At 37.5% G+C, this 20,313-nt stretch carries 22 protein-coding genes; 6 read left to right on the forward strand and 16 right to left on the reverse strand.

Annotation, left to right across the window (positions count from 1 at the left end; all coding sequences use genetic code 11):
• Positions 1-114: 114 nt before the first annotated feature.
• From HXV90_RS07320 to HXV90_RS07370, 11 genes are all read right to left on the reverse strand, one after another.
• Positions 115-2,019 (reverse strand): endonuclease MutS2, encoded by a 1,905-nt coding sequence (locus HXV90_RS07320; RefSeq protein WP_259948709.1) that lies wholly within the window; start codon positions 2,017-2,019, stop codon positions 115-117.
• Positions 2,020-2,821: 802 nt separating this feature from the next.
• Positions 2,822-3,730, reverse strand: coding sequence for an EamA family transporter RarD (gene rarD / locus HXV90_RS07325; protein WP_048390187.1), 909 nt, complete (start codon positions 3,728-3,730; stop codon positions 2,822-2,824).
• Between the two features lie 134 nt (positions 3,731-3,864).
• The gene (locus HXV90_RS07330; RefSeq protein ID WP_269898723.1) at positions 3,865-4,401 is read right to left on the reverse strand and encodes a hypothetical protein; all 537 of its coding nucleotides are present in this window, start codon (positions 4,399-4,401) and stop codon (positions 3,865-3,867) included.
• A 223-nt stretch (positions 4,402-4,624) separates the two neighbouring features.
• Positions 4,625-5,794 carry a toxic anion resistance protein gene (locus HXV90_RS07335; protein WP_048390185.1) on the reverse strand — a complete coding sequence of 390 codons (1,170 nt, stop codon included), beginning with the start codon at positions 5,792-5,794 and terminating at the stop codon, positions 4,625-4,627.
• A 67-nt stretch (positions 5,795-5,861) separates the two neighbouring features.
• Complete coding sequence (locus HXV90_RS07340; RefSeq protein WP_269898724.1) at positions 5,862-6,119, reverse strand: hypothetical protein; 258 nt, start codon at positions 6,117-6,119, stop codon at positions 5,862-5,864.
• Positions 6,120-6,257: 138 nt separating this feature from the next.
• A complete protein-coding gene (locus HXV90_RS07345; protein WP_269898725.1) occupies positions 6,258-7,205 on the reverse strand; it encodes an ABC transporter permease in 948 nt (315 codons plus the stop codon).
• Between the two features lie 23 nt (positions 7,206-7,228).
• Entirely contained in the window at positions 7,229-7,498 is a 270-nt protein-coding gene (locus HXV90_RS07350; protein WP_269898726.1) for an ABC transporter permease family protein, read from the reverse strand.
• A complete protein-coding gene (locus HXV90_RS07355; RefSeq protein ID WP_004229515.1) occupies positions 7,485-8,390 on the reverse strand; it encodes an ABC transporter ATP-binding protein in 906 nt (301 codons plus the stop codon). The genes HXV90_RS07350 and HXV90_RS07355 overlap by 14 nt, the downstream gene beginning before the upstream one ends.
• A 170-nt stretch (positions 8,391-8,560) precedes the next feature.
• Positions 8,561-8,932 (reverse strand): DUF2812 domain-containing protein, encoded by a 372-nt coding sequence (locus tag HXV90_RS07360; RefSeq protein ID WP_269898727.1) that lies wholly within the window; start codon positions 8,930-8,932, stop codon positions 8,561-8,563.
• A 77-nt stretch (positions 8,933-9,009) separates the two neighbouring features.
• On the reverse strand, positions 9,010-9,546 hold the full coding sequence (locus HXV90_RS07365; protein ID WP_269898728.1) for a DUF2812 domain-containing protein: 537 nt from the start codon (positions 9,544-9,546) through the stop codon (positions 9,010-9,012).
• 1 nt (position 9,547) lies between these two features.
• Positions 9,548-9,862 (reverse strand): PadR family transcriptional regulator, encoded by a 315-nt coding sequence (locus HXV90_RS07370; RefSeq protein WP_009374222.1) that lies wholly within the window; start codon positions 9,860-9,862, stop codon positions 9,548-9,550.
• Positions 9,863-10,015: 153 nt separating this feature from the next.
• On the opposite strand from HXV90_RS07370, the gene HXV90_RS07375 reads away from it, so the two are divergent.
• Both HXV90_RS07375 and HXV90_RS07380 read left to right on the forward strand, forming a co-directional pair.
• Positions 10,016-10,603, forward strand: a complete 588-nt coding sequence (locus tag HXV90_RS07375) for a TetR/AcrR family transcriptional regulator (protein ID WP_269898729.1) — start codon at positions 10,016-10,018, stop codon at positions 10,601-10,603.
• Positions 10,604-10,661: 58 nt separating this feature from the next.
• On the forward strand, positions 10,662-11,834 hold the full coding sequence (locus HXV90_RS07380; protein WP_269898730.1) for a YhgE/Pip domain-containing protein: 1,173 nt from the start codon (positions 10,662-10,664) through the stop codon (positions 11,832-11,834).
• Between the two features lie 301 nt (positions 11,835-12,135).
• Here HXV90_RS07380 and HXV90_RS07385 read toward each other — a convergent pair whose 3' ends face one another.
• Positions 12,136-12,717, reverse strand: coding sequence for a TetR/AcrR family transcriptional regulator (locus HXV90_RS07385; RefSeq protein ID WP_048390162.1), 582 nt, complete (start codon positions 12,715-12,717; stop codon positions 12,136-12,138).
• A 155-nt stretch (positions 12,718-12,872) separates the two neighbouring features.
• On the opposite strand from HXV90_RS07385, the gene HXV90_RS07390 reads away from it, so the two are divergent.
• Positions 12,873-13,631: an SDR family oxidoreductase gene (locus HXV90_RS07390; protein ID WP_269898731.1), complete on the forward strand. Its 759-nt coding sequence runs from the start codon at positions 12,873-12,875 to the stop codon at positions 13,629-13,631.
• Between the two features lie 48 nt (positions 13,632-13,679).
• On the opposite strand, the gene brnQ is transcribed toward HXV90_RS07390, so the two are convergent.
• Together brnQ and HXV90_RS07400 are read right to left on the reverse strand one after the other, a co-directional pair.
• Positions 13,680-15,020, reverse strand: a complete 1,341-nt coding sequence (gene brnQ / locus HXV90_RS07395) for a branched-chain amino acid transport system II carrier protein (RefSeq protein WP_269898732.1) — start codon at positions 15,018-15,020, stop codon at positions 13,680-13,682.
• A 166-nt stretch (positions 15,021-15,186) separates the two neighbouring features.
• Positions 15,187-15,939 carry an alpha/beta hydrolase gene (locus tag HXV90_RS07400; protein ID WP_048390156.1) on the reverse strand — a complete coding sequence of 251 codons (753 nt, stop codon included), beginning with the start codon at positions 15,937-15,939 and terminating at the stop codon, positions 15,187-15,189.
• A 285-nt stretch (positions 15,940-16,224) separates the two neighbouring features.
• Here HXV90_RS07400 and HXV90_RS07405 point away from each other — a divergent pair, with 285 nt between their 5' ends.
• Together HXV90_RS07405 and HXV90_RS07410 are read left to right on the forward strand one after the other, a co-directional pair.
• The gene (locus HXV90_RS07405) at positions 16,225-17,106 is read left to right on the forward strand and encodes a LysR family transcriptional regulator (protein WP_048390154.1); all 882 of its coding nucleotides are present in this window, start codon (positions 16,225-16,227) and stop codon (positions 17,104-17,106) included.
• A 90-nt stretch (positions 17,107-17,196) separates the two neighbouring features.
• On the forward strand, positions 17,197-17,763 hold the full coding sequence (locus tag HXV90_RS07410; RefSeq protein WP_054550836.1) for a DUF5412 family protein: 567 nt from the start codon (positions 17,197-17,199) through the stop codon (positions 17,761-17,763).
• 142 nt (positions 17,764-17,905) lie between these two features.
• Here the strand turns inward: HXV90_RS07410 and HXV90_RS07415 are convergent, their stop codons facing one another.
• Positions 17,906-18,694: a DUF1835 domain-containing protein gene (locus HXV90_RS07415; protein WP_269898733.1), complete on the reverse strand. Its 789-nt coding sequence runs from the start codon at positions 18,692-18,694 to the stop codon at positions 17,906-17,908.
• A gap of 12 nt (positions 18,695-18,706) precedes the next feature.
• Complete coding sequence (locus HXV90_RS07420; protein ID WP_048390149.1) at positions 18,707-19,330, reverse strand: LysE family translocator; 624 nt, start codon at positions 19,328-19,330, stop codon at positions 18,707-18,709.
• A 215-nt stretch (positions 19,331-19,545) separates the two neighbouring features.
• Here HXV90_RS07420 and HXV90_RS07425 point away from each other — a divergent pair, with 215 nt between their 5' ends.
• On the forward strand, positions 19,546-19,929 hold the full coding sequence (locus HXV90_RS07425; RefSeq protein WP_004229554.1) for a hypothetical protein: 384 nt from the start codon (positions 19,546-19,548) through the stop codon (positions 19,927-19,929).
• Positions 19,930-20,313: the final 384 nt, after the last annotated feature.

The following is a 20,313-nucleotide window of genomic DNA, read 5'->3' on the forward strand; positions in this document are numbered from 1 at the left end:
GGCTGGGGTTTTTTTCTTGTCCATAGCTAGAAGCTCTTTGGAACCCCTCGCATAGCAAGGGGTTTTCAAAATATACAATAAAGGGATTGCACGAGGCTGTGCAATCCCTTGTTTTTATTGCTGACGATCACTCTTTATTTGTTTATGGATCTTGCGTAACGCTTTTTTCGACCCACGTTCGATATCGTGCTGAAGCTTCCGATCCTGATAGTCTACAAATAATGTCTCTAAATCATAGCCTTCAGGGTATAACTCTGTTGCAGGTAATTCAAGGGCAAGCCGCTTTACATTCACCTCTAGTATTTGCCCCTGATAGAATACGCTGACATTATTGTACGGATTCATTTCTTCATATACCAATCCCACATCATCATAGTCCAATAATTTCACACGATCCCCCTTTGCAAATGTATAAGCTGCTGCCAAGCTTTTTTTCTCTTCTTTAGGCTTTCGAATTTTACTGTCCTGAACGATCGTCAGTTGATATTGTTTATTATTTATATAATCCTTTGCTCTTTGTAAAACAGCTTCGCGGACATTCATTTTTTTAGAAATCCATAAGGCATTGCTTTCTCCAGAGGTGCCGATGAGTAATTGGTACAAAGGCTCTAATGTTTCAGCATGGAAGCGCATTGCCGCATTCATAAAATCAGGATGCATTTCAGAAAATCGTTTAATTTCACCATAATGTGTAGTTGCCACAGTTATACAGCCCATTTGATAAAATTCTTCTAATAGCGCAATGGCTAGTGCAGCTCCTTCATTTGGCTCTGTTCCACTGCCAATTTCATCAAATAGTAAGAGTGTATGATTATTAGCAGCTCTCATAATATCGGAAAGATTTTTCATATGAGAAGAAAACGTACTAAGTGCATTCTCTATACTTTGATTATCGCCAATATCAACAAAGATATGATCAAATACAGCCATTTCCGTTCCTTCGTCCGCTACAATATGGAAGCCCGACATCGTAGCTAATGTTAAAAGGCCAATGGTTTTCAACACAACTGTTTTCCCACCAGCGTTTGGACCTGTAATAATTAAGCTACGGTAGTCTTTCGCGATGGAAAATTGAAGGGGTACCGCATTTCCTGGTAGTAATGGATGCTTACCATTGATTAGTTGAATATAACCGTAATCATTTATACGTGGCTCCCTACCACCAATTTGTCTACTGAACTTCGCTTTGGCAAAAACCATATCGTATTGACTAATCAACTCCATGTTAATGGTGATGGCATGAAGATGTTCCATCAATAGCCCTGATAAAGACGCTAAAATCTGGTATTCCTCCACGGCTTCCTCAGCCTTTAAGGTAGCTAATTCTACATTTAATTTAGCGACAACACTTGGCTCCATAAAAACGGTTGCCCCTTTTGAGGAAATTTCAACGACCGTACCCTGTACATGATTTTTATAGGTCGCCTTAATCGGAATCGTATAGCGATCATCCTTTTGACTAATAAAAAATTCCTGAATATACGGTTTATTAGCACTGTTATTTAAAAATTTCGTTAAACGTTCTTTAATTTTTTCCTCTGTCGTTTCCATATGATGTCGGATGCGTTTTAATTCACGACTAGCAGCCGAATCTACACGATTGGCTTTGATCGCAAAATTAATTTCCTCCTCCACGCTTTTAAATTCAGCCATAGAATGAGCGTAAGAGGAAAGAACAGGCGCAAAAAATGCCTTATCTAACATAAATTTTTTGATATTGCGGCAGCCTCGTAAAAAATCAGAGATACTCACTAGCTCACTGGGATCTAGAAGCATTCCCTTTTCAAGCTTTGTCATAATATGCTCAATATTCGATACCCCTAAAAACGGAACATGCCCCTCTGCATCCAATATTGCACGAGCTTCTGTTGTTTCATTCAACCGATTTTTTACCACTGTTAAGTTTGAGCTTGGCATTAATTTATCTAAAAGCTGTTTTCCTAACCCGCTGACACAATAGGATTTAACGATGTCCTTTAATTCATGATATTGTAATTTTTCAAGTGTAGTATTATTCATTTCTTTTTGCTCCTCATTGTAATGTTTTATCATACATGAAGATACCTACCCAATAATAGATAGCAATGATGGTTTAAACAAAATAAAAAAGCTGTGAGGAATCCCCACAGCTCTATCTTTAAAAGGCGCGTTTTCCTGGCATCACAAATAAAACTTCAGCTAATTGAAGTTTCTATCCTATCTGCCACGCTTAATAAAGTATTGTAGGTATCTACATAGGTTGTTGAAATAGATCCATGACAAAATAAGGGGTTTTCATAACATGTATCCCCTGCTGTCGTCATCGCCACTATTTCATTCAATTTTTACCTAGTTAGAACCTACCGCACTCACAAAAAGCACCTCTCATTAATTGATCATTGTTATCTAATTATTGACATTTTACTATATGCTAACAGGAAAGTAAAGGTACCTACCTTCAAAAGGTTTTCTCCTATTTTGTCGAATCTATCAAAAAGATTCTATTTGGAGGGAGTACCCAAATACAACAAAAGACTACCCATTGCCTGTTTACCTTCATTTTCTTATTTATTTTTATAATCCCTACAGTCTCTGCCACATCAACTGTGAGTGGTGAAATAAATGTTATGGGCTTTCATTATGCAGTCTTGCATTTAGCGTAGTATAAAGCTGCCGTGAATGAGTTATTCATTGTTAGCCTCATCGATCTTTAAGATACTATTAAACAAAATAGCAGACAATCCAGCAGCCCAATCCGATAAGGAATAAAAAAGTTTTGTGTATTACATAGCGAAGTGGTAAAAGTTACAAAAAAAGACCTGTAGAAAGATCTACAAGTCTTTTACGAAACTGATTTATGATGGGCTTTTCTTGTTTCTATAATTTTCGAACCAGAAAATAAAAGTAAAGCTGCCCAAATAATGCTGAATGCAAGGAGCTCAACCTGACTAAATGGCTCTTTGTATAGCACGATACCTAAAATCAAGACAATCGTTGGCGATACATATTGGATAAACCCTAGTAAATATAAAGGAATATTTTGTGCCCCCTTCGCAAATAAAATAAGCGGGACGGCTGTTACTAAACCACTAAAGATCATCAAAATATCTGTTTTAACATCGACATGTAAAAACGAGGCTTGATGTGTAGCAAAAAGATAGACATAATAGCCTAATGCAAAGGGTAAAATCAATAACGTTTCAATGGCTAGGCCTCTTGTAGCATCCAGTGTAATTTTCTTTTTCAGCACACCATAAATAGCAAAAGATAGCGCAATCAATAAAGCTACCCAAGGTACTGAGCCGTAATTGATCGTTAAAATAATCACCGCAATAAAAGCAATTCCTGTTGCTACCCATTGTGCACGACTCAGCGATTCTTTAAAGAAAATCACCCCGAAAATTACAGACAATAGCGGATTAATATAATAACCTAAGCTCGTTTCAATGAGATGATTATGCGTCACTGCCCAAATATATAAATACCAGTTCATTGAAATGACAAAGGATGCACCCGCAAGCTGCCAGAAATGCTTTTGATGTGACCATAAATATTTTAAATCTGCTACGAGATCCTGACGCATTCGAAATACGAGTACTGCCAGCACCGTAAAGACAAAGGACCAAATGACACGGGATAATAAAATCTCCATACTTGGTACATGCTCAAGTAATTTCCAATATAGAGGGAATGCTCCCCAAAAGGCATAGGCAAAAAAGGCTGCCAAAACTCCTTTTTTCTCATTTGACATGATATTAACGCTCCTACTCTTACTGAAATCGGTTAACGATTTCCTATAATCTTAAACTAGTTAAAGAATAGACTCATTATAGGACTTTGAGTAGCTGCTGTAAATGCCAAATTTCTAGTTCCTTTTAAAAGCTGTTAACCTTTTTGTTCCGACTCTAGCTCAGAAATATACTTGCGTACAGTACTATAGCTAATCTCTGGATTGATTTGGCGCTTGATGCGAATATGGATTTCTTTAATTCCAACCCCTTGCTCACGCATATCTCGAATCATCGACTTCAAGGGCCCCGTCAATGACTCTCTTGACATCGCTGTATATTTACTCAGTTCAATGAGAAGATCTGTATTTTGTTGACGGAGCACCTTCATCTCCTCCACCATACAATTATATTCAGTGACCTTTTTCTGCAAGACCGTGTTTTGCTGCTTTAACTTTTGTAGATCCTCTGTTAGCTGTGCATTTTGTTTTTTTAGCATTTTTCGTTCTCGTTCTAAACCATTTTGCTTGTTATCTAAATCCTTATACATAGCATTATATAACTCTTCCATATGCAAAAGCTCTAGATAGCGACTTTGCGGTACAATCATTAAGCTATCTGTCGTGTATAGAGCAAGCGTTCCATCTTTAAACGGCTCATACGACAACGTAGAGGGATTTATTTTATTTGCCATTTATTTTTTCACTCCTCCACGAATAATTACATGTAATCGAATACCTTTGTGTAGCATCTTTCCGCTTCCTTTTCCATTTGATAATCATTCTCATTTAACATTATCATAATCACTATTTTGCTTTTTGTCAAAGATCATTTCCCTTGTGTGGAAGGAGCCTCTATCTGCCTACCCTTTCCATAAAAAAAGCCTCTTGCAACAATAGCTGCAAGAAGCTTTAGCCTTACATTTTTTTCAGTTTCTCATACTCCAATTGCAAACGCTCAATACGTTTACGACCTTCTTCACGGTTTCTTGCTGTTTCTGCTTGAATTTGCTTTGTTTCTTGAATACCAGCCATAATTGTTTGCCATGTTGTTTCAATGGTTTCGATTTTAATGCTTGGGCTACCAGCTTGACGAGCAATATTCACACTGTTTTTACTAATATTTTCAGCATTACGCACAAGCATTTCATTCGTACGGCGATCTAGTTCCACCATAGAATCAGAAATCAACTTTTGACGCTTCAATGTCACTGCGTGAATAAGCCCCTGCTTAAAGATCGGAATCGTTGTGACAAAGGCAGAATTAATCTTGGCAATTAGATGATTGTTCCCTTGCTGCATTAAGCGAATTTGTGGTGCTGATTGGAATGATACTTGTTGTGCCATTTCTAAATCATAGCGACGTTGTTCTAATAATTCCACAGCGCGTAGCATTGTTTCATATTCCATAGCTGCCAATTGATCACCACTTTGAGCCTTTTGTTCAAGTGCTGGTAAAGACGCACGAACCTCTTCTGTTTTCACTTCAATAGCTGCAACAAATTTACTTAATGATTGGAAGTAGTTTAAGTTTTGATCATACAAATTTTCAAGGTCAATGGTATTACGCTTCATTTCCCCTTCATATTTTTGGATTTCACGGTAAATGACATCCACTTCTTTATTCATGCTGTCATACTTAGATAAGAACCTTTCCAATTGTTCTTTTCCTTTGTTAAAGAGCTTGGAGATGAAACCGCCCTTTTTCTCTTCCGCAAAATCCTGTGGATCAAATTTATCCATAATTTTATTCAGGTTATTTAAAAGCACACTCGATTCTTCCAGCTTACTAGCTTTCATCGTTGCGAGCATTTTATCAGAAAAGGTTGAAATGCCACTTGCCGTTTCTTTACCGAGCTCTAGCATGGCAATTTGATCTTTGACATCAATTTTTTGTGCAAGTGTATGAACCTCTGGATCCTGCTTTAACATTAGCTGGTTTTGAGCGATTTGTGATAGTTCCTGCTCAGATACAAGTACTGGCTTTTGCTCAGCCGTTTGCTGTAAAAGTGGATTTGGCTGTAATAAAGGATTTTCTGAAGCGAATGGGTCCTTGGATTTTAAAAGATCATTGTTGAATTCAGACATATGTTTTACCCCCTGCAATTTATCTCTACTAATTACTTACGATTACCATGTAAAAAAGTTTCATTTTCTATAGGATGAAAAAATACGAATCTGCTATACAATAGCCATTCTGGTGTATCTTATATTGCAAACTATATTGATTAGGGTGAGCATTATCAACAAAAATTTCCACTTCAGTGCAATAGTGAAGAATTTCTGCTATTTCTTTACTAGTAGGACACAGCTGTTGAAGCTTTTGAAAGAGCTGCGCTTTTTCTTCGATTGTTGCTAAACGCTGATTTGATGATCGGTCAAGAATTGCCTCCACCTCTGATTTAGCTAACATCATCTCACCCCTTTTATAAATTATAGCTTCTTTCTAGCCAAAATTCGACTGATTCCGTAAATTCCTTTACATTGTTTGCTAACAATGGCACCATGACACCAAAAAAGCAGCTACATTATCCATGTAGCTGCCATTATGTTATGTTGTTACCTTTAATACCGTTTTAATTTTTTGAATGACGCCGCCAGAGCTATATGTCAATACACTACGTTTATAGAACGATAAACTGAATAGGTATACGACAACAATCGTTACGACTAAAATTCCTAAAGAAAGTAATGGTACAATGCCACCGATATCTGTAGCGCCAATACGCATTGGCATAATCATTCCAGAAGTTAGTGGGATATAAGAGAATATTTTAATGATAATTGTATCTGGATTCCCCATGCCTGTCAGCATAACATAGAAGCCAATAATCGTAATAATCATCGCAGGCATTAATACTTGACCCGCCTCTTCTACTTTCGATACTAAAGAGCCAAATAATGCACCGATAATAAGATAAAGGATAACTGTTAACAGTAGGAATACGATAGCATAGATGACATAGCCAACGGACAATTCCTTGACAATGCTAGCAGCTGCATCCCAAACCATTCCACCTTTGATAAACTTCGCATAGATAAGGAACACGATCGCAATAATACCCATCTGTGTTAAAGCGAGCAATAAAACTCCAGCGATTTTTGCTTTAAAATGTGTCCCAGGTTTGACACTAACTAACAGCATTTCCATTGCGCGTGAGCCTTTTTCAGAGGCTATTTCAGTCGTAATCATCGATAGGAAAGTAGAAATAAAGAAATAGATTAAAATCCCTACCGCATAGGAAACTACTAGCCCTGATTGCTTTTCTTCTTCACTTTTTCCACCTGTTGATGCCTCATTTAAGTTTTTCGTTGAAATTGTTGTTTGAGCTGCCATAATTTGTGCCGCTTGCTCAGGTGAAAGCGATAATTGTTGTACGGCATAGTGTTGTCCTGCATATTGTAATAAGGATGATAATGTAGATTGATCGTTTAATTTCAGTGGTGTAAACGTAGCAATTTCCGCATGTAATTGACCATTTTGGTCGTTAATCGTCACAATCGCATCCAGCTTGCCGTCCTTTACTCTTTTTCAAGGGTCGATACATCTTGCTCATCTTGAATAAAATTCATATCTCCATTCGAGACAAAAATACCACTTAGATCAGCAGAGGTTTTATTAATAATCGCGATTTGCTGTGCTTCATCATCACCTGTGAATAATTCCTTAATTTCTGACCAGAAGACAGCCACTGACATGACAATTACATATAAACAAGTCATTAAGATAAAGGATTTTGATTTAATTTTAGCTTTATATAATTGCTTCATTAATAAACTAAACTTCGACAACATGGCCACCTACCTTATCTTTAAAGATTTCATCTAACGATAAATAATCTAAGCTGAATTTTTCAATATACTTCCCATTGGATAGCTGCTCAAAGATACCTTGAGCAAAGCTTTCGTCCACTAATGTAAGCACTGTTTGCTCCTTCTCTACACGCACATCCTTGACACCCTCAAGTGCCAATAATTGTGTTGTTGACCAATCCGTACGGACAGCAAGCTTTGTTTTACCATATTGTTTCTTTAAATCTAGTAAGCTTCCAGAAAATAAAGAAACACCTCGTTTTAATAAACACAAATGATCACAAAGCTCCTCGACATTGTCCATTTGGTGACTGGAGAACAAAATCGTCGTGCCTTGCTCTTTCAATAGTAAAATAGCATCCTTTAGTAAATCTTTATTGACGGGATCTAGCCCACTGAACGGCTCATCTAAAATTAAAAACGCAGGTTTATGGATAAAGCTTGCAATTAGCTGTACCTTTTGCTGATTTCCCTTTGACAGTGTTTCTGCCTTATCCTTGCGTTTTTCCTCCAGTTCAAAGCGTTGAATCCAAAAATCTATTTCCTTTTTCAGCTCTGCTCGTTTCATGCCACGTAGCTCACCAAAAAAGTAAAGCTGCTCCTCTACCTTCATTGTTGGGAAAATACCACGCTCCTCTGGTAAATAACCAAGGACATCTCGGTTAATGGCATTAACTGGCTGTCCATCCCAAGTAATCGTCCCCGCTGTCGTCTCCTGTAAATCTAAAATCATTCGGAATGTCGTTGTTTTTCCTGCACCATTTTGACCAATTAGACCGAAAATTTCCCCTTTTTCAATGGTAAAATTTAAATCATCTACAGCTGTAAAATCCTTGTACTTCTTTGTGACCTGCTGTAACTGTAATGTCATGTTGTCTTCCTCCTTATCCTTCAAATATATGTAAGTCTTGTTTCAAGCCCTTTTTACGATTTTCATTTTTTACTATAGGAATGAATAGCAGTAAGGCGACAATCAAATTCATGCACCCCACACTTGTATTCATAGATCCTACAACGAATTCCCGTAAACCTAGCGATAGATTATAAATACCAATGATTAAATTTAACAGTAGCGCGAATATAAATGCGATTCATGGATTTAATATAGTTTATTTTCGAGGAAGCATCTGAAAATATCTCAAAAGGGCCCTCCGATTTTGATTTTCGATAATAGGCCCACCCACCAAACTTAGACACACACTCGATATTCATTTCGTCTAGAAACTCAAAATAATCCTTCGACTTTCTATTGATAAATTCATTTCGATAAATATATTGACCTGGTGTCCCTTTTTCAAAAACAAAGTAGCCTACTACTGTCTTTTTAAGATTCCACCCCCGGTCTGCCATGTCATTGACCCATCGTTCTTCCTTTTCGTAATCAATAAAAAAACGATACATTCTTTTTTTCATTTTGCATCACTCCTACTATAAAATCATGCTTCCTTTTTCATTATTTTCTGATTTCCCGGAAAATAATAGACGCTTCGTTAATCCGAAAATACATTTAATTCTCTCTTTAATCGATTACGTATACGCATAAGCTTATAGAATGGGAGGGCAAATAATACAACAACCACAAGATTCAGCGTATTTAACGAGAAACCAACCCAGTCTGTTGTTTGCTCCGAAAAATCGCCAATTAAACCGATCAGTCCAATGAACAAATTAAGTAGAATAAGAGAAAGCAGGATCCTCATCTTTTTTGACAGGTTACCAATTTTCGTTTTTTTATCTGTATACAGCTCAAATGGTCCTTCCTGTGCTGCTTTTCTAAAAAATACAAAATTTCCAGAGCGGTCTACTTGTTCAATGCCAGAGGATTTGAGAAATTCGAGAAATTCCTCTTCATAGTGCGTACCGAATCGCTCTAATTCATCATGGCGATAAATATAGCTATTTGGTTCTCCACGCTCAAACGTAAAACGAAACCATGTAAATTTTTTTAAGTGCCAGCCCTTACTAGCCATGTCATTGACCCACTTCTCTATTGCATAGGGATTAATCATCAATCGATATTTATGCATATTATTCAACTCCTCTCGTTATACGGATACCATTGTCAAAAAGTTCCCTTAATCTTAAAATTTCATATTCCACCACTGTTTTTCCAGTTTCAGTAATAATATATTCTTTCTTTCTGCCATCTCCATCAAGTGCCTCTATCCATCCTCGTTCCAACAATGTTTTAATCGCACCATATATGGTTCCGGCCCCTAAGCGCACTCTTCCATTGCTCATTTCTTCCACCAATTGCATAATGCCATAGCCATGCCTCGCCTCATATAATGCTAATAAAATATAATAAACGCCCTCTGTTAATGGCGGATGCTCCTGTGTCATACAAATCCTCCTTTATATCGTCCATCAATATATCGCCAGTCGATATATTCAAAATATATCAGCAGTCGATATAATTGTCAACGCTCATTCACAGTGTTGCAGATCCTCGTACACTATGCTAGGATGTAAGTAATTACTTGCATGGAAGGAAGTATGTTCTTGACAACGAAAGGAACTGCGCAACGAATTATCGAAGCTGCTCTACAATTGATTAGTGAAAAAGGCTATACAGCTGCAACTACCAAAACCATTGCAGAATTAGCAGGTGTCAATGAGGTCACTCTTTTTCGTCACTTTGGCAACAAACGTGGTTTATTAAAAGCCATTATTGAGCAATTTTCTTATTATCCTCTTCTACAGCAGGAGATCAATCAAAATGTAACGTGGGAATTAGAAAAGGATTTATTAAATTTCTCACTGAAGCATTTTCAGTTTTTAATGTCGATTAAAGATTTTGTCATGATCGGCTTTAAGGAATCTATTCAATTTCCTGAAATTAGTGAGGAAATCGCCAATATCCCTCTCCTCATAAAAAAGGAGCTCATTCACTATTTTCAAGAGATGCATCAACAAGGAAAAATAAGAGAAGTTGATTTTGAAGCAGCAGCGTTATCGCTTATAGCTTTGAATTTTGGTCATTTTATGTCACGTGCTCGCCTTGGAACTATCGTGTCTGACTTACCAACTGAAGAACTTTTACAAACTAGTGTTGCTATTTTTTCTAGGGGACTCGTTTCCTAGAAAAAATTTTTCTAATCAATGCAAGTAAGTACTTACTTAATTTTAGGGGGAATAAAAAATGACAGGTTTACAAGCACTATTGCGAGTTCGTGAAACCTATATCGGCATTGTTGCAACCATTGCCTTCCAATTAATATTCTTTACAATTTGGATGACTGCCTATGATGGTGTCAATGAAAGAGCGGAACAGTTAAGCATTGGTATTGTTGTGGAAGATTCTGTAATGGGTCAACAGGTAGCACAGAACATCAAAGGCTCCATCCCCTTTGGAATGGAGGACTATTCTTCGATGAAGGAAGCTGAGAGCGCATTAAACGAACGACAAATTAATATGATTATGCAAATTCCATCCGATTTTACAAATCAAATTCAAGCAGGGAAAGAGGCTGAAATTATTTATGCGATTAATCAAGCCAATGCAAGTGTAGCGAAAAATATGATGGAGGGTGTAGCAAAGCAATTAACAGAAGAAATCAATCAAGCCCTCTATCCAATGCAACAAAATCAAGCCGTTGCAGTCTTTGCTCAACAATTTGCTCAGCTTCCCTTCGAGCAACACACTGCCCAACAAATTACCACTTCTGTCAAAACGACTGTAATGAATGTCAAAGACCATGCCGTCGATGGTACGATTGTAAAAACCAATGATGTAAAGGGATTTGCTGCAAACTTTGTCCCACTTATGGTCATCATCTCCTCCTTTGTGGGAGCGATGGTTATGATTATGCAACACCAGCAAGCAGCACAGCTCGTTCAAGACAGCCTATCAAAATGGCAATTGTTTCTCGCACGACAGCTACTCAATGTGGGCGTAGCCTTTACATTGCCATTCATAACAATTGGCTTGATGCATCTTTTTAATATCGATAGTCAAGAAAGCCTGTTGTCGATTTATCTCTTCCAATCTGTAATGTATCTTGCTTTCCTTAGCTTGGCCCAAGTATTTGTGATTGCCTTTGGGAATATGGGGATGATATTTAATATTTGTGCTCTCTCACTCCAATTAGTAACATCAGGTGTACTTGTTCCAAAAACAATGCTATCTGAAGGATACAAGCAGGTCGCTGCCATGCTACCAGCCACGTATGGAGCAGATGGCTACTACACAATCATCTTTGGTGGTAGTTCTGATAATCTCCTGCAAAACAGTAGCTCATTGGCCATCATCATCTTCGTGACACTAGCCATCGCTACGTTAATCGTCACATTTAAGCCAGCTCCAGTCCGATGATTTAATAGAAAAGAGAAGGTCTACAAGTTGATGTAGACCTTCTCTTTGAGTGGTTATCTGCTACTTTTTCTCTTCTATCCTTCACTTTGAGCTGGCTATCCGCTACTTTTCCTATACTATCCTTCAATTCTGGCGTCCTATCCACTGCTTCTTACTCTATCCTTCAAATTGAGCGTTCTATCCGCTACTTTTCCTATACTATCCTTCAATTTTGGCGTCCTATCCGTCACTTCTCTCTCTATCCTTAAAAGTGAGCGTTCTATCCGCTACTTTTTCTCTTCTATCCTTCAATTCAAGCGTTCTATCCCCCACTCCTCACATTCTTTAAAATAGCTGCTAGCTGTTGATTTAACATGGTCACGCTATCGCTGAAATCGCCGCGATACCATTGGATGATGAGTCCGATGATGGCGTTTGCTTGATAGGCACTATAATAGTCGATCGAGATATGATCCTCCATTTGATGTATGTGCTGTGTGGTAATATCGCGTTTTAGCAGGGAATAAATCCCATCAAATAGCATGTAATAGTAGGTCAGCGGGACATTTTTAGAAAAGACGATACGGTAAAACATTTTAAAGCGTTCAATATGATGAAAAATACGGATAGTATTGGGATCTAATTGATTTGTGTCCAATGTCGTGACGGCACGATAGGGTTCTTCATAGGATTGATATAAATCCTCCATTATCTCCTGAAAGTATTCTTCAAAGAGCCCCTCTTTTTGCTCGTAGTGTAAATAGAAGGTTCCTCTATTGACCTTTGCTTCTCTACAAATTTCAGCAATGGAGATTTGCTCCAATGGTTTTTGGCTAAGCAAGGTCAATAAAGCATCGTGGAGAGCTTGCTTCGTTTTAATAATCCGTAAATCCGTAGTGCGCAATTTTTTCAACTCCTTAATAAACAGATTGTCCAAATGTGTTGATTACTCAACACATCCCGTTTTTTTGCATATTGAAATCGCTTTCATCTTTATTATATGATTTTAATGAACAGATGTTCAATAAGTACAGAAATTACTATGAGGAGGTCTTTGAGATGAGATTAGAAGGTAAAGTAGCCATTGTGACAGGTGCAGCTTCAGGTATGGGGAAAGCCATCGCAGAAGGATATGCAAAAGAAGGCGCTAAGGTTGCCGTTTCAGACTTAAATTTAGAGGGTGCCCAAGCGGTTGTGGAAGGTATTCAAGCGGCTGGAGGAACAGCATTTGCCATTCAAACCAATGTCGCATCAACAGAAGACTTACAACGCTTATTTGATGAAACAAAAACGAACTATGGTCAATTAGATATATTAGTCAACAATGCAGGTATTATGGATGGTATGGAGCCAGTTGGAGAAATTTCTGATGAACGATGGGAAAAAGTATTTGCAGTGAATACAACAGCTGTTATGCGCTCTATGCGTATGGTTACCGAAATTTTCCTTGCACAAGGTCACGGTGTCTTTGTCAATAATATTTCTGCAGGTGGCTTATATGGTGCACGGGCTGGGGCTGCTTATACAGCTTCAAAACATGCGGTAGTTGGTTTAACAAAAAATACAGCCTTTATGTATGCTGATAAAAATATTCGCTGTAATGGTATTGCACCAGGAGCAGTGATGACCAATATCGCCTCTTCTATGACAAATATGAGCCAAACAGGTGCTGCACGACAAGCACTAGGACTATCCATCAATCCGCGGGCTGGTCAGCCAGAAGAAATCGCTCAATTAGCGATCTTCCTAGGCTCAGATGAGGCTAGCTTTGTGAATGGACAAGTTATTGCTGTTGATGGTGGCTGGACAGCTTACTAATCCATAAGGAAACACGCACAGAGACATTTTCTGTGCGTGTTTCTTTCATTATATAACTTTTCGAGACGGAATCATGCTTCCAATTACTGCCCCTATTAACGCTGGCAGTATCCATCCTAAGCCAATATCATAAAAAGGTAGCATCGCAGAATAGTATTTCTCTACTGCATCCAATACACCTAACTTCGCATCTGGCACACTTTCTACCAGAGCTTTATAGCCATCAATCAGGCTAATGAAAAATGTAAAAATCATCGCTATGGCATACACTGTTTGCTTATTCTTAAAGAAGGATGAGCTTAGAGCGAGCAAGATTAGGACGATTGCTAATGGATATAAGAACATTAAAACTGGAATAGCATATTTGATAATATTGTTTAAACCAAAATTCGCAATCGTAAAGGATACAGCACACAACAGAAACACAAACCATTTGTAACTAATTTTTGGAAATACCTCATGAAAAAACTCACTACAAGATGTAATTAAGCCGATACTTGTTTTTAAGCAAGCGAGCACGATGATGACCGCCAATAAAATAGCTCCAAATGAGCCGAAATAATGATCGGCCACTGCCGCAAAGATTAAACCACCATTATCAAAAGTCCCGACAGCATTAATACCGGAAGCGCCCATATATGTTATGAGACCATAAATCAGCGTCATTAAAGCCATCGCAAAAATACCTGATGTCCATGTAGCCTTGGCAATTTCCTTACGATCTGTAATCCCTGCACTTTTAATTGCATTAATGACAACAATCCCGAAGGCTAGTGAGGCAAGGGCGTCCATCGTATTATAGCCTTCTTTAAAGCCTGTCATAAAGGCGGCATCCATATATTCACCAATTGGCTGCTGGAAATGGCCCATTGGCTTCGTAATGCTTGTAATAATTAAAATAAATAAAACAACTAAAAATGCAGGCGTTAAATATTTACCGATATAATCCATTATTTTCGCTGGATTTAAAGAAAAATAGTAGACAATGGCAAAAAATATAAAGCTAAATACAGCAAGTAGCAGTGTTGCATGCTGTGCTTGAATATATGGCTCAAACCCTACTACAAAAGGTACCGTTGCTGTACGTGGGATGGCAAAGAATGGTCCGATTGTTAAGTACAGTGCCAATGAAAAAATAATACCAAATATAGGATGAACACGATTGGCTAGATCACGTAAACCATTACTACCTGATAAGCCAATTGCCAAAATTCCGAGGAATGGTAAGCCGATAGCAGTCACTAAAAATCCGATTAATCCAAACCAAAAATTAGTCCCAGCAAATTGACCCATTTGAATAGGAAAAATTAGGTTCCCTGCTCCAAAATACAGTCCAAATAACATGGTACCAATGACTGCGTAAGTTGAAAAAGGTATTTTTTGTTGCATAATTGATGTGCTCCTTAGAAGTTTTAGACTATAGCAAATTATTTTAATCGAATGATTTTTCACTACAATTTCATCATGTTATCAAGCATTTATTATAATTACAATAGTTTTTTCGTTTATCCAGTGAGATTCAACAAAAAAAGAGCTGTCTACTGACAGCCCCTTCTTAGTTTGCAACTGACCATTCAATATGATCTAAAAATTTATAAACATCTTCATACACTTTATCGCGTTCTTTGTCCAATGTAATAATGTGGCCAGAGTTTTCATACCAAATGATTTCTTTGTCGTCTGTTTCCACAGTATTTAAAATAAAAGGTGCGCTTTCTTGATATAGGTCATCATCTAGTGAGCCTTGTAACACAAGAGTTGGTGCTTTGATCGTTGATAATTCTTCACGCGTTTCTGTTGTTAAACGTGTTACGCCGTCCAATGAATCCTTCGGTGAAATACGTAATTCATGTAATTCTGAAATAATTTGATCTTTTGATTTATTTTCAAAGTGTTTATATAAACGAGCATAGTGGTACAAACGTGTAAATAAGCCTTTTGAATTATCACGTGTAATCGGTGCACACATCGCTACACATGCTTTCACTGGGAATGTCTCTGCGACCTTTAACGAAAAGACGCCTCCAAGTGAAATCCCAACAACAGCGATTTCTTCATAGCCTTTCTTTTGTAGGAAGTTATAACCTTCTACTACATCGTTCCACCAATCTTCTGGTTTTGTTTCTAATAATGCTTCTGGTTCTACGCCATGCCCACTATAAATTGGTGCATGCACAGTGTAACCTCGTTGAGATAAAAATTCTCCTAGCTTTTTCACATCTTTTGTGCTACCTGTGAATCCATGCAGTAATAGTACGGCTTTTTTGCCTCCCTCGATTGTTAGAGGTTGTGGCTTTGTTAACTTCATTTTATGATATCCCCTTCACGGAAATTAATAATTGTGTATTTTATGTGTCTATCTTATCACCCTTTATTCATAATGTACAATTTATAGTTTTTATCAAATCAATGTTTATTGTGCATGAATGATGTCAACTTAACGGCTGTACTATCACACTTTCTGCTACTTAACTTTTCCTTTCTGCTAAATAATTGCAACGTCCTTTTAAAAATTTTTTGTTACCTATACTTCCCGTCTGTTTCCCGTTATAATGCAGATAACTTAAAAATCACAAGAAAAGAGGTGAAAAAAATGGAGTGGCAACAATTAGAATATTTTGTAACCGTTGCAAAGTTAGAGCATATGACACGGGCTGCCGAAGCATTAGCGATTTCACAGCCAGCACTTAGTCGTTCAATTTCAAAGCTGGAGGAAGAATTAGGTGTACCGCTTTTCGACAGACAAGGGCGCTCGATTATGCTAAACCGATATGGAGAGCTATTTTTATATCGTGTCCAGCGCATGCGTAAAGAATATGAAAAGGCTGTTTTAGAATTACAGGAGCTTAATAATCCAGAACTTGGAGATGTATCACTCGGTTTTTTACATACACTTGGAACGAGTATTGTACCCGACTTGATTCGTGCCTTCCGTCAAAAACATCCCCATATCCGTTTTCATTTCACACAAAACTACTCCCATTCACAGTTAAAACAATTACTGGCAGGTGAGTTAGACTTGTGCCTACTAGCCGCGATCGATACAGAGCCGCCAGTTTGTTGGAAGGAATTATGGCGAGATGAGCTCTTTATAATGGTCCCAATTGACCATCCATTAGCCCATCGTAAAAGCATCAAAATGAAAGAATTAGAGCATGAAAGTTTTGTCTTAATGAAAAAAGGCTATGCATTACGCCGCTCAGCTGATCGCTTATTAAATGCTGCGGGCATTAAGCCTAAAATTTCTTATGAAGGTGATGAAGTATCGACAATCGCTGGATTTGTTGGTGCGGGGCTTGGCGTTTCCTTACTACCCGATGATGAGGATTTAAACCCCAAAAAAATCGTTAAAATCCATGTTGAGGATATGGTATGTGAACGAATTATCGGCATGGCTTGGATAGAAAATCGTTATTTATCGCCATCTGCACGTCAGTTTAAACAATTTGTCTTTGATTTTTATGACAATAAATAGAAAGAGCGAGTAACAACATCATCTAGATGTCCTTGTTACTCGCTTTATTTTCTAAAAGGCACTGTTTTACCATACTAGGGAGGTAATAATTTGAATTTATTACTTAATACATTAGGTTTCTTTGTATTTTTATTTACCTTGATCGTATTGTTCATTTTTGTAATCAAATTAATGATTTTCTTTTTTAAACAGAAAAACTTCCCTAAAAAAACACTAACAGCACTATTGACAGGTTTAGTACTGTTTTTGGGAATATTTATATATATCCAATATTTTTTTACGTTTAGTACTTTAGATAAAAAAGATACGCAAAAGGTGCCCGAATCTGTGTCATCTCCTACAGGGGAATATACAGCGCACGCTTATTATGAACCATATGGTGGTGCAGGTCCAAGTGGTGGTGTTCATGTATGGATAGAAATTTTAAATAATAATGCTCACACAAACAAAATCGTCTATTATGCAGAGGCAAAAAGTCAATTCTCGATGGAATGGCTAGACGAAGAAAAATTATCCATTGTTAATAAAGAGCCTAATTATACCAATTCAAATAGAAGTATAGTATTAAGTATTGATAAAGAGATTTATCATGAAAATGGCTTGGCTTGTCAAAGTTTGTTAATGAAAGATGAATATGAAAAGTGTTATCAAAATTAAAAAGGTTAAGTTACTGTGCTGAATCATTATGTTGAAACGACTGACTTTGAGCACTACTAATACAAACGGCTTCAAGCATTTGGCACAATAAAAAATCAGGCTTTGCTCGCCTGATTTTTTACTGTTCATTCTCTTAAATGTATTAAAGTAATTTAACCTGATAGGAAAAAATATCCGTTGTATCGCCTTTCATTGCAAATACTCCCTGTTCGACGAGCATCAGTAAGCGATACTCTACAAAATCATTTCCTACATAATGGACAAATGTTTCAAATGTCTGTGCCAAAATATGCGTAGGCATTAGCCACTCTTCATTTTGCTGTAAATGCAAATTTTTTGCACTGGCGATAATGTATGCATCCATTGCATCTTCCTCTACATGCAATAGTTCACTTTTCCATAACCGTAATGTACTTGGCTGTTCTTTAATGTTTTCCCATTCCTTAGCGAGTTGCTGACATTCTTGCACAGAGAATCGTTTTGCACTAGGGCGAAGCTTCATTAGCATTTCCGAGGAAAGCTCGCCTGTATGGCGAATGTCTAAATTGGGGTGAATACTCTTCAGATTCTCCGTTGCATCAATACCATACACCATACTGCATTTATGAATTAACTCACTCATCACATAGCGCAGTCCTATCTGTTCATGTGTGTTGTGACTATACCAAATCCACACATCCACATCACAAGGTAAATTAGCGATTTTTTTCCTCCAGTTTTCATACATCTCATCATACAATTGCTGGTCATCATCATCTAAAATATGCGTGGCTAACCAAGTTTTACGTTCTTCAAAGTTTTGAAGAGGTCCAATCGAGAGATCATCATGGACACTTAGAACTGATTCACTTCGCTGCAAACGATGTTGACGAATTGCAAGTTTCATAGAACCCTGCGTTGCTAAGCTAAAGGTAATATGTAAAATAGCCATGTCCATTCCTCCCTACTGTTTGCTGATGGCAATCTGTATCCCGATAAATGTGAATAGAATACCTTGAACTGTATTTAGTCGTTTAGCAATCGCAGGTTTACCAATAATGACTTGTCTAACTTTCCCTGCAAATATACTAAACAATGAAAATAATACAAGCGCTTGTATTAAAAATACAATACCCAAAATAAGCATTTGAAACGCCACATGTCCTTGCGATGGATTAACAAACTGTGGTAACAGCGCTAGGAAAAATAACGATACTTTTGGATTTAAAATATTCATTAATATTCCTTTTTTATATAATTTAATATAGGCTTGCGTATTTTGCTGTTGCAACGTAAAAGGGTCTCCTTTAGCACGAAATGATTGCCAAGCTAAATATAATAAATACGCTGCTCCTGCAAATTTGACGATGGTAAAAATAATGGTCGATTGATAAATTATCGCAGAAATACCAAGTACTGCTGCACTAATATGAACAAGTAGCCCTGTACACAATCCAAGAGATGTGGCAATACCCGCTTTTTTATCTTGTGTAATACTTTGGGCAAGCACAAATAAATTATCGGGCCCTGGCATAATGGTTAAAATCATCGCAGCCCCTAAAAACGCAAATAACGTTGAGATGTCCAAAACTTTCCCTTCCTTCAACTTCTTTTAAAAAACTATATACATTATACTACATGACGTTGTTCTCACTAGATGTAAGTTTATGACTTTATCCAAAACTTTTTTTAAATTTTGGTTTCACAATTTATGCTCGCTCAAGCGATACTTTTCTTCCCTAATCCATTATAATAGTAGAAACTCATGATAAACCAGATAACTTCCATAAGAGGTGATTGATAATGGCAGTAAGTGATATTGTCACGCAATATGAGGATGAGCATGGACAGGTTTACTATAAAATGAAATCCCATGACATTGAGGTAAAGGCCACACAAAACGCGGGCTTAGCACCTGTCATCACGTATTGGATGGCTGACAAAGAGATTACAGATTCCATTCGAAATTTACGCTTCAGTCCACGTGCCCCATCTAGCTATATACAAGATTACGAAGAATTTCAAGCAATGCTTTATGCGAAAGAGCAACGGGCCATTAACCAGCTGTATGAACAAATGAGCATTAAACCCAAAAATATGTCTTCGGGGAAACAAGTCATTTGGAGTTTCTTTGTCATTGTATTGGCTATGCTTCCCCTTTTCATTGCGATTTGGTGGTTTAAATAATTGAATAAGCGACCTCTTTAGCGTTTTAGCGCATCCCTTTCTTAATTTATCAAAACTTTCAAGTAATTTACCCATTCAGCTTGACAGACTTATAGAAGTAGTGCATCCTTTAGTCAATAGATGAGAAAACGAACGAAGACCAGTAGTTAGCCACTGCTTGAAAAGAGAGCGATGCCCATCGGCTGAAAGGCATTGTACAAGAAAGACTAATGAAACCTACTTCGTGAAACGTCCTAGCCAAACTAGGCGCAGTCTCGAGCGTTATGAGAAAAGTGGAATGTCGCATGATATTCAATGTAGGTGGTACCACGGAAGGCAAGTCTTTTCGTCCTAATTTTTAGGATGAAAAGGCTTTTTTTATCTTGATTCAGCAATGATGGAGGT

Origin of the sequence: Lysinibacillus sp. JK80 (assembly GCF_027557635.1) — a bacterium.
GTDB classification, from domain to species: domain Bacteria; phylum Bacillota; class Bacilli; order Bacillales_A; family Planococcaceae; genus Lysinibacillus; species Lysinibacillus capsici.

Excerpts from the sequence above, each read along its gene's own strand:
- brnQ (WP_269898732.1), bottom strand. The coding sequence starts at position 15,020 with ATGCAACAAAAAATACCTTTTTCAACTTACGCAGTCATTGGTACCATG.
- HXV90_RS07375 (WP_269898729.1), top strand. The coding sequence starts at position 10,016 with ATGTTCTTGACAACGAAAGGAACTGCGCAACGAATTATCGAAGCTGCT.
- HXV90_RS07380 (WP_269898730.1), top strand. The coding sequence starts at position 10,662 with ATGACAGGTTTACAAGCACTATTGCGAGTTCGTGAAACCTATATCGGC.
- HXV90_RS07340 (WP_269898724.1), bottom strand. The coding sequence starts at position 6,119 with ATGTTAGCTAAATCAGAGGTGGAGGCAATTCTTGACCGATCATCAAAT.
- HXV90_RS07415 (WP_269898733.1), bottom strand. The coding sequence starts at position 18,694 with ATGGCTATTTTACATATTACCTTTAGCTTAGCAACGCAGGGTTCTATG.
- HXV90_RS07370 (WP_009374222.1), bottom strand. The coding sequence starts at position 9,862 with ATGACACAGGAGCATCCGCCATTAACAGAGGGCGTTTATTATATTTTA.
- rarD (WP_048390187.1), bottom strand. The coding sequence starts at position 3,730 with ATGTCAAATGAGAAAAAAGGAGTTTTGGCAGCCTTTTTTGCCTATGCC.
- HXV90_RS07405 (WP_048390154.1), top strand. The coding sequence starts at position 16,225 with ATGGAGTGGCAACAATTAGAATATTTTGTAACCGTTGCAAAGTTAGAG.
- HXV90_RS07390 (WP_269898731.1), top strand. The coding sequence starts at position 12,873 with ATGAGATTAGAAGGTAAAGTAGCCATTGTGACAGGTGCAGCTTCAGGT.
- HXV90_RS07360 (WP_269898727.1), bottom strand. The coding sequence starts at position 8,932 with ATGAAAAAAAGAATGTATCGTTTTTTTATTGATTACGAAAAGGAAGAA.
- HXV90_RS07400 (WP_048390156.1), bottom strand. The coding sequence starts at position 15,939 with ATGAAGTTAACAAAGCCACAACCTCTAACAATCGAGGGAGGCAAAAAA.
- HXV90_RS07335 (WP_048390185.1), bottom strand. The coding sequence starts at position 5,794 with ATGTCTGAATTCAACAATGATCTTTTAAAATCCAAGGACCCATTCGCT.
- HXV90_RS07425 (WP_004229554.1), top strand. The coding sequence starts at position 19,546 with ATGGCAGTAAGTGATATTGTCACGCAATATGAGGATGAGCATGGACAG.
- HXV90_RS07330 (WP_269898723.1), bottom strand. The coding sequence starts at position 4,401 with ATGGCAAATAAAATAAATCCCTCTACGTTGTCGTATGAGCCGTTTAAA.
- HXV90_RS07355 (WP_004229515.1), bottom strand. The coding sequence starts at position 8,390 with ATGACATTACAGTTACAGCAGGTCACAAAGAAGTACAAGGATTTTACA.
- HXV90_RS07320 (WP_259948709.1), bottom strand. The coding sequence starts at position 2,019 with ATGAATAATACTACACTTGAAAAATTACAATATCATGAATTAAAGGAC.
- HXV90_RS07365 (WP_269898728.1), bottom strand. The coding sequence starts at position 9,546 with ATGCATAAATATCGATTGATGATTAATCCCTATGCAATAGAGAAGTGG.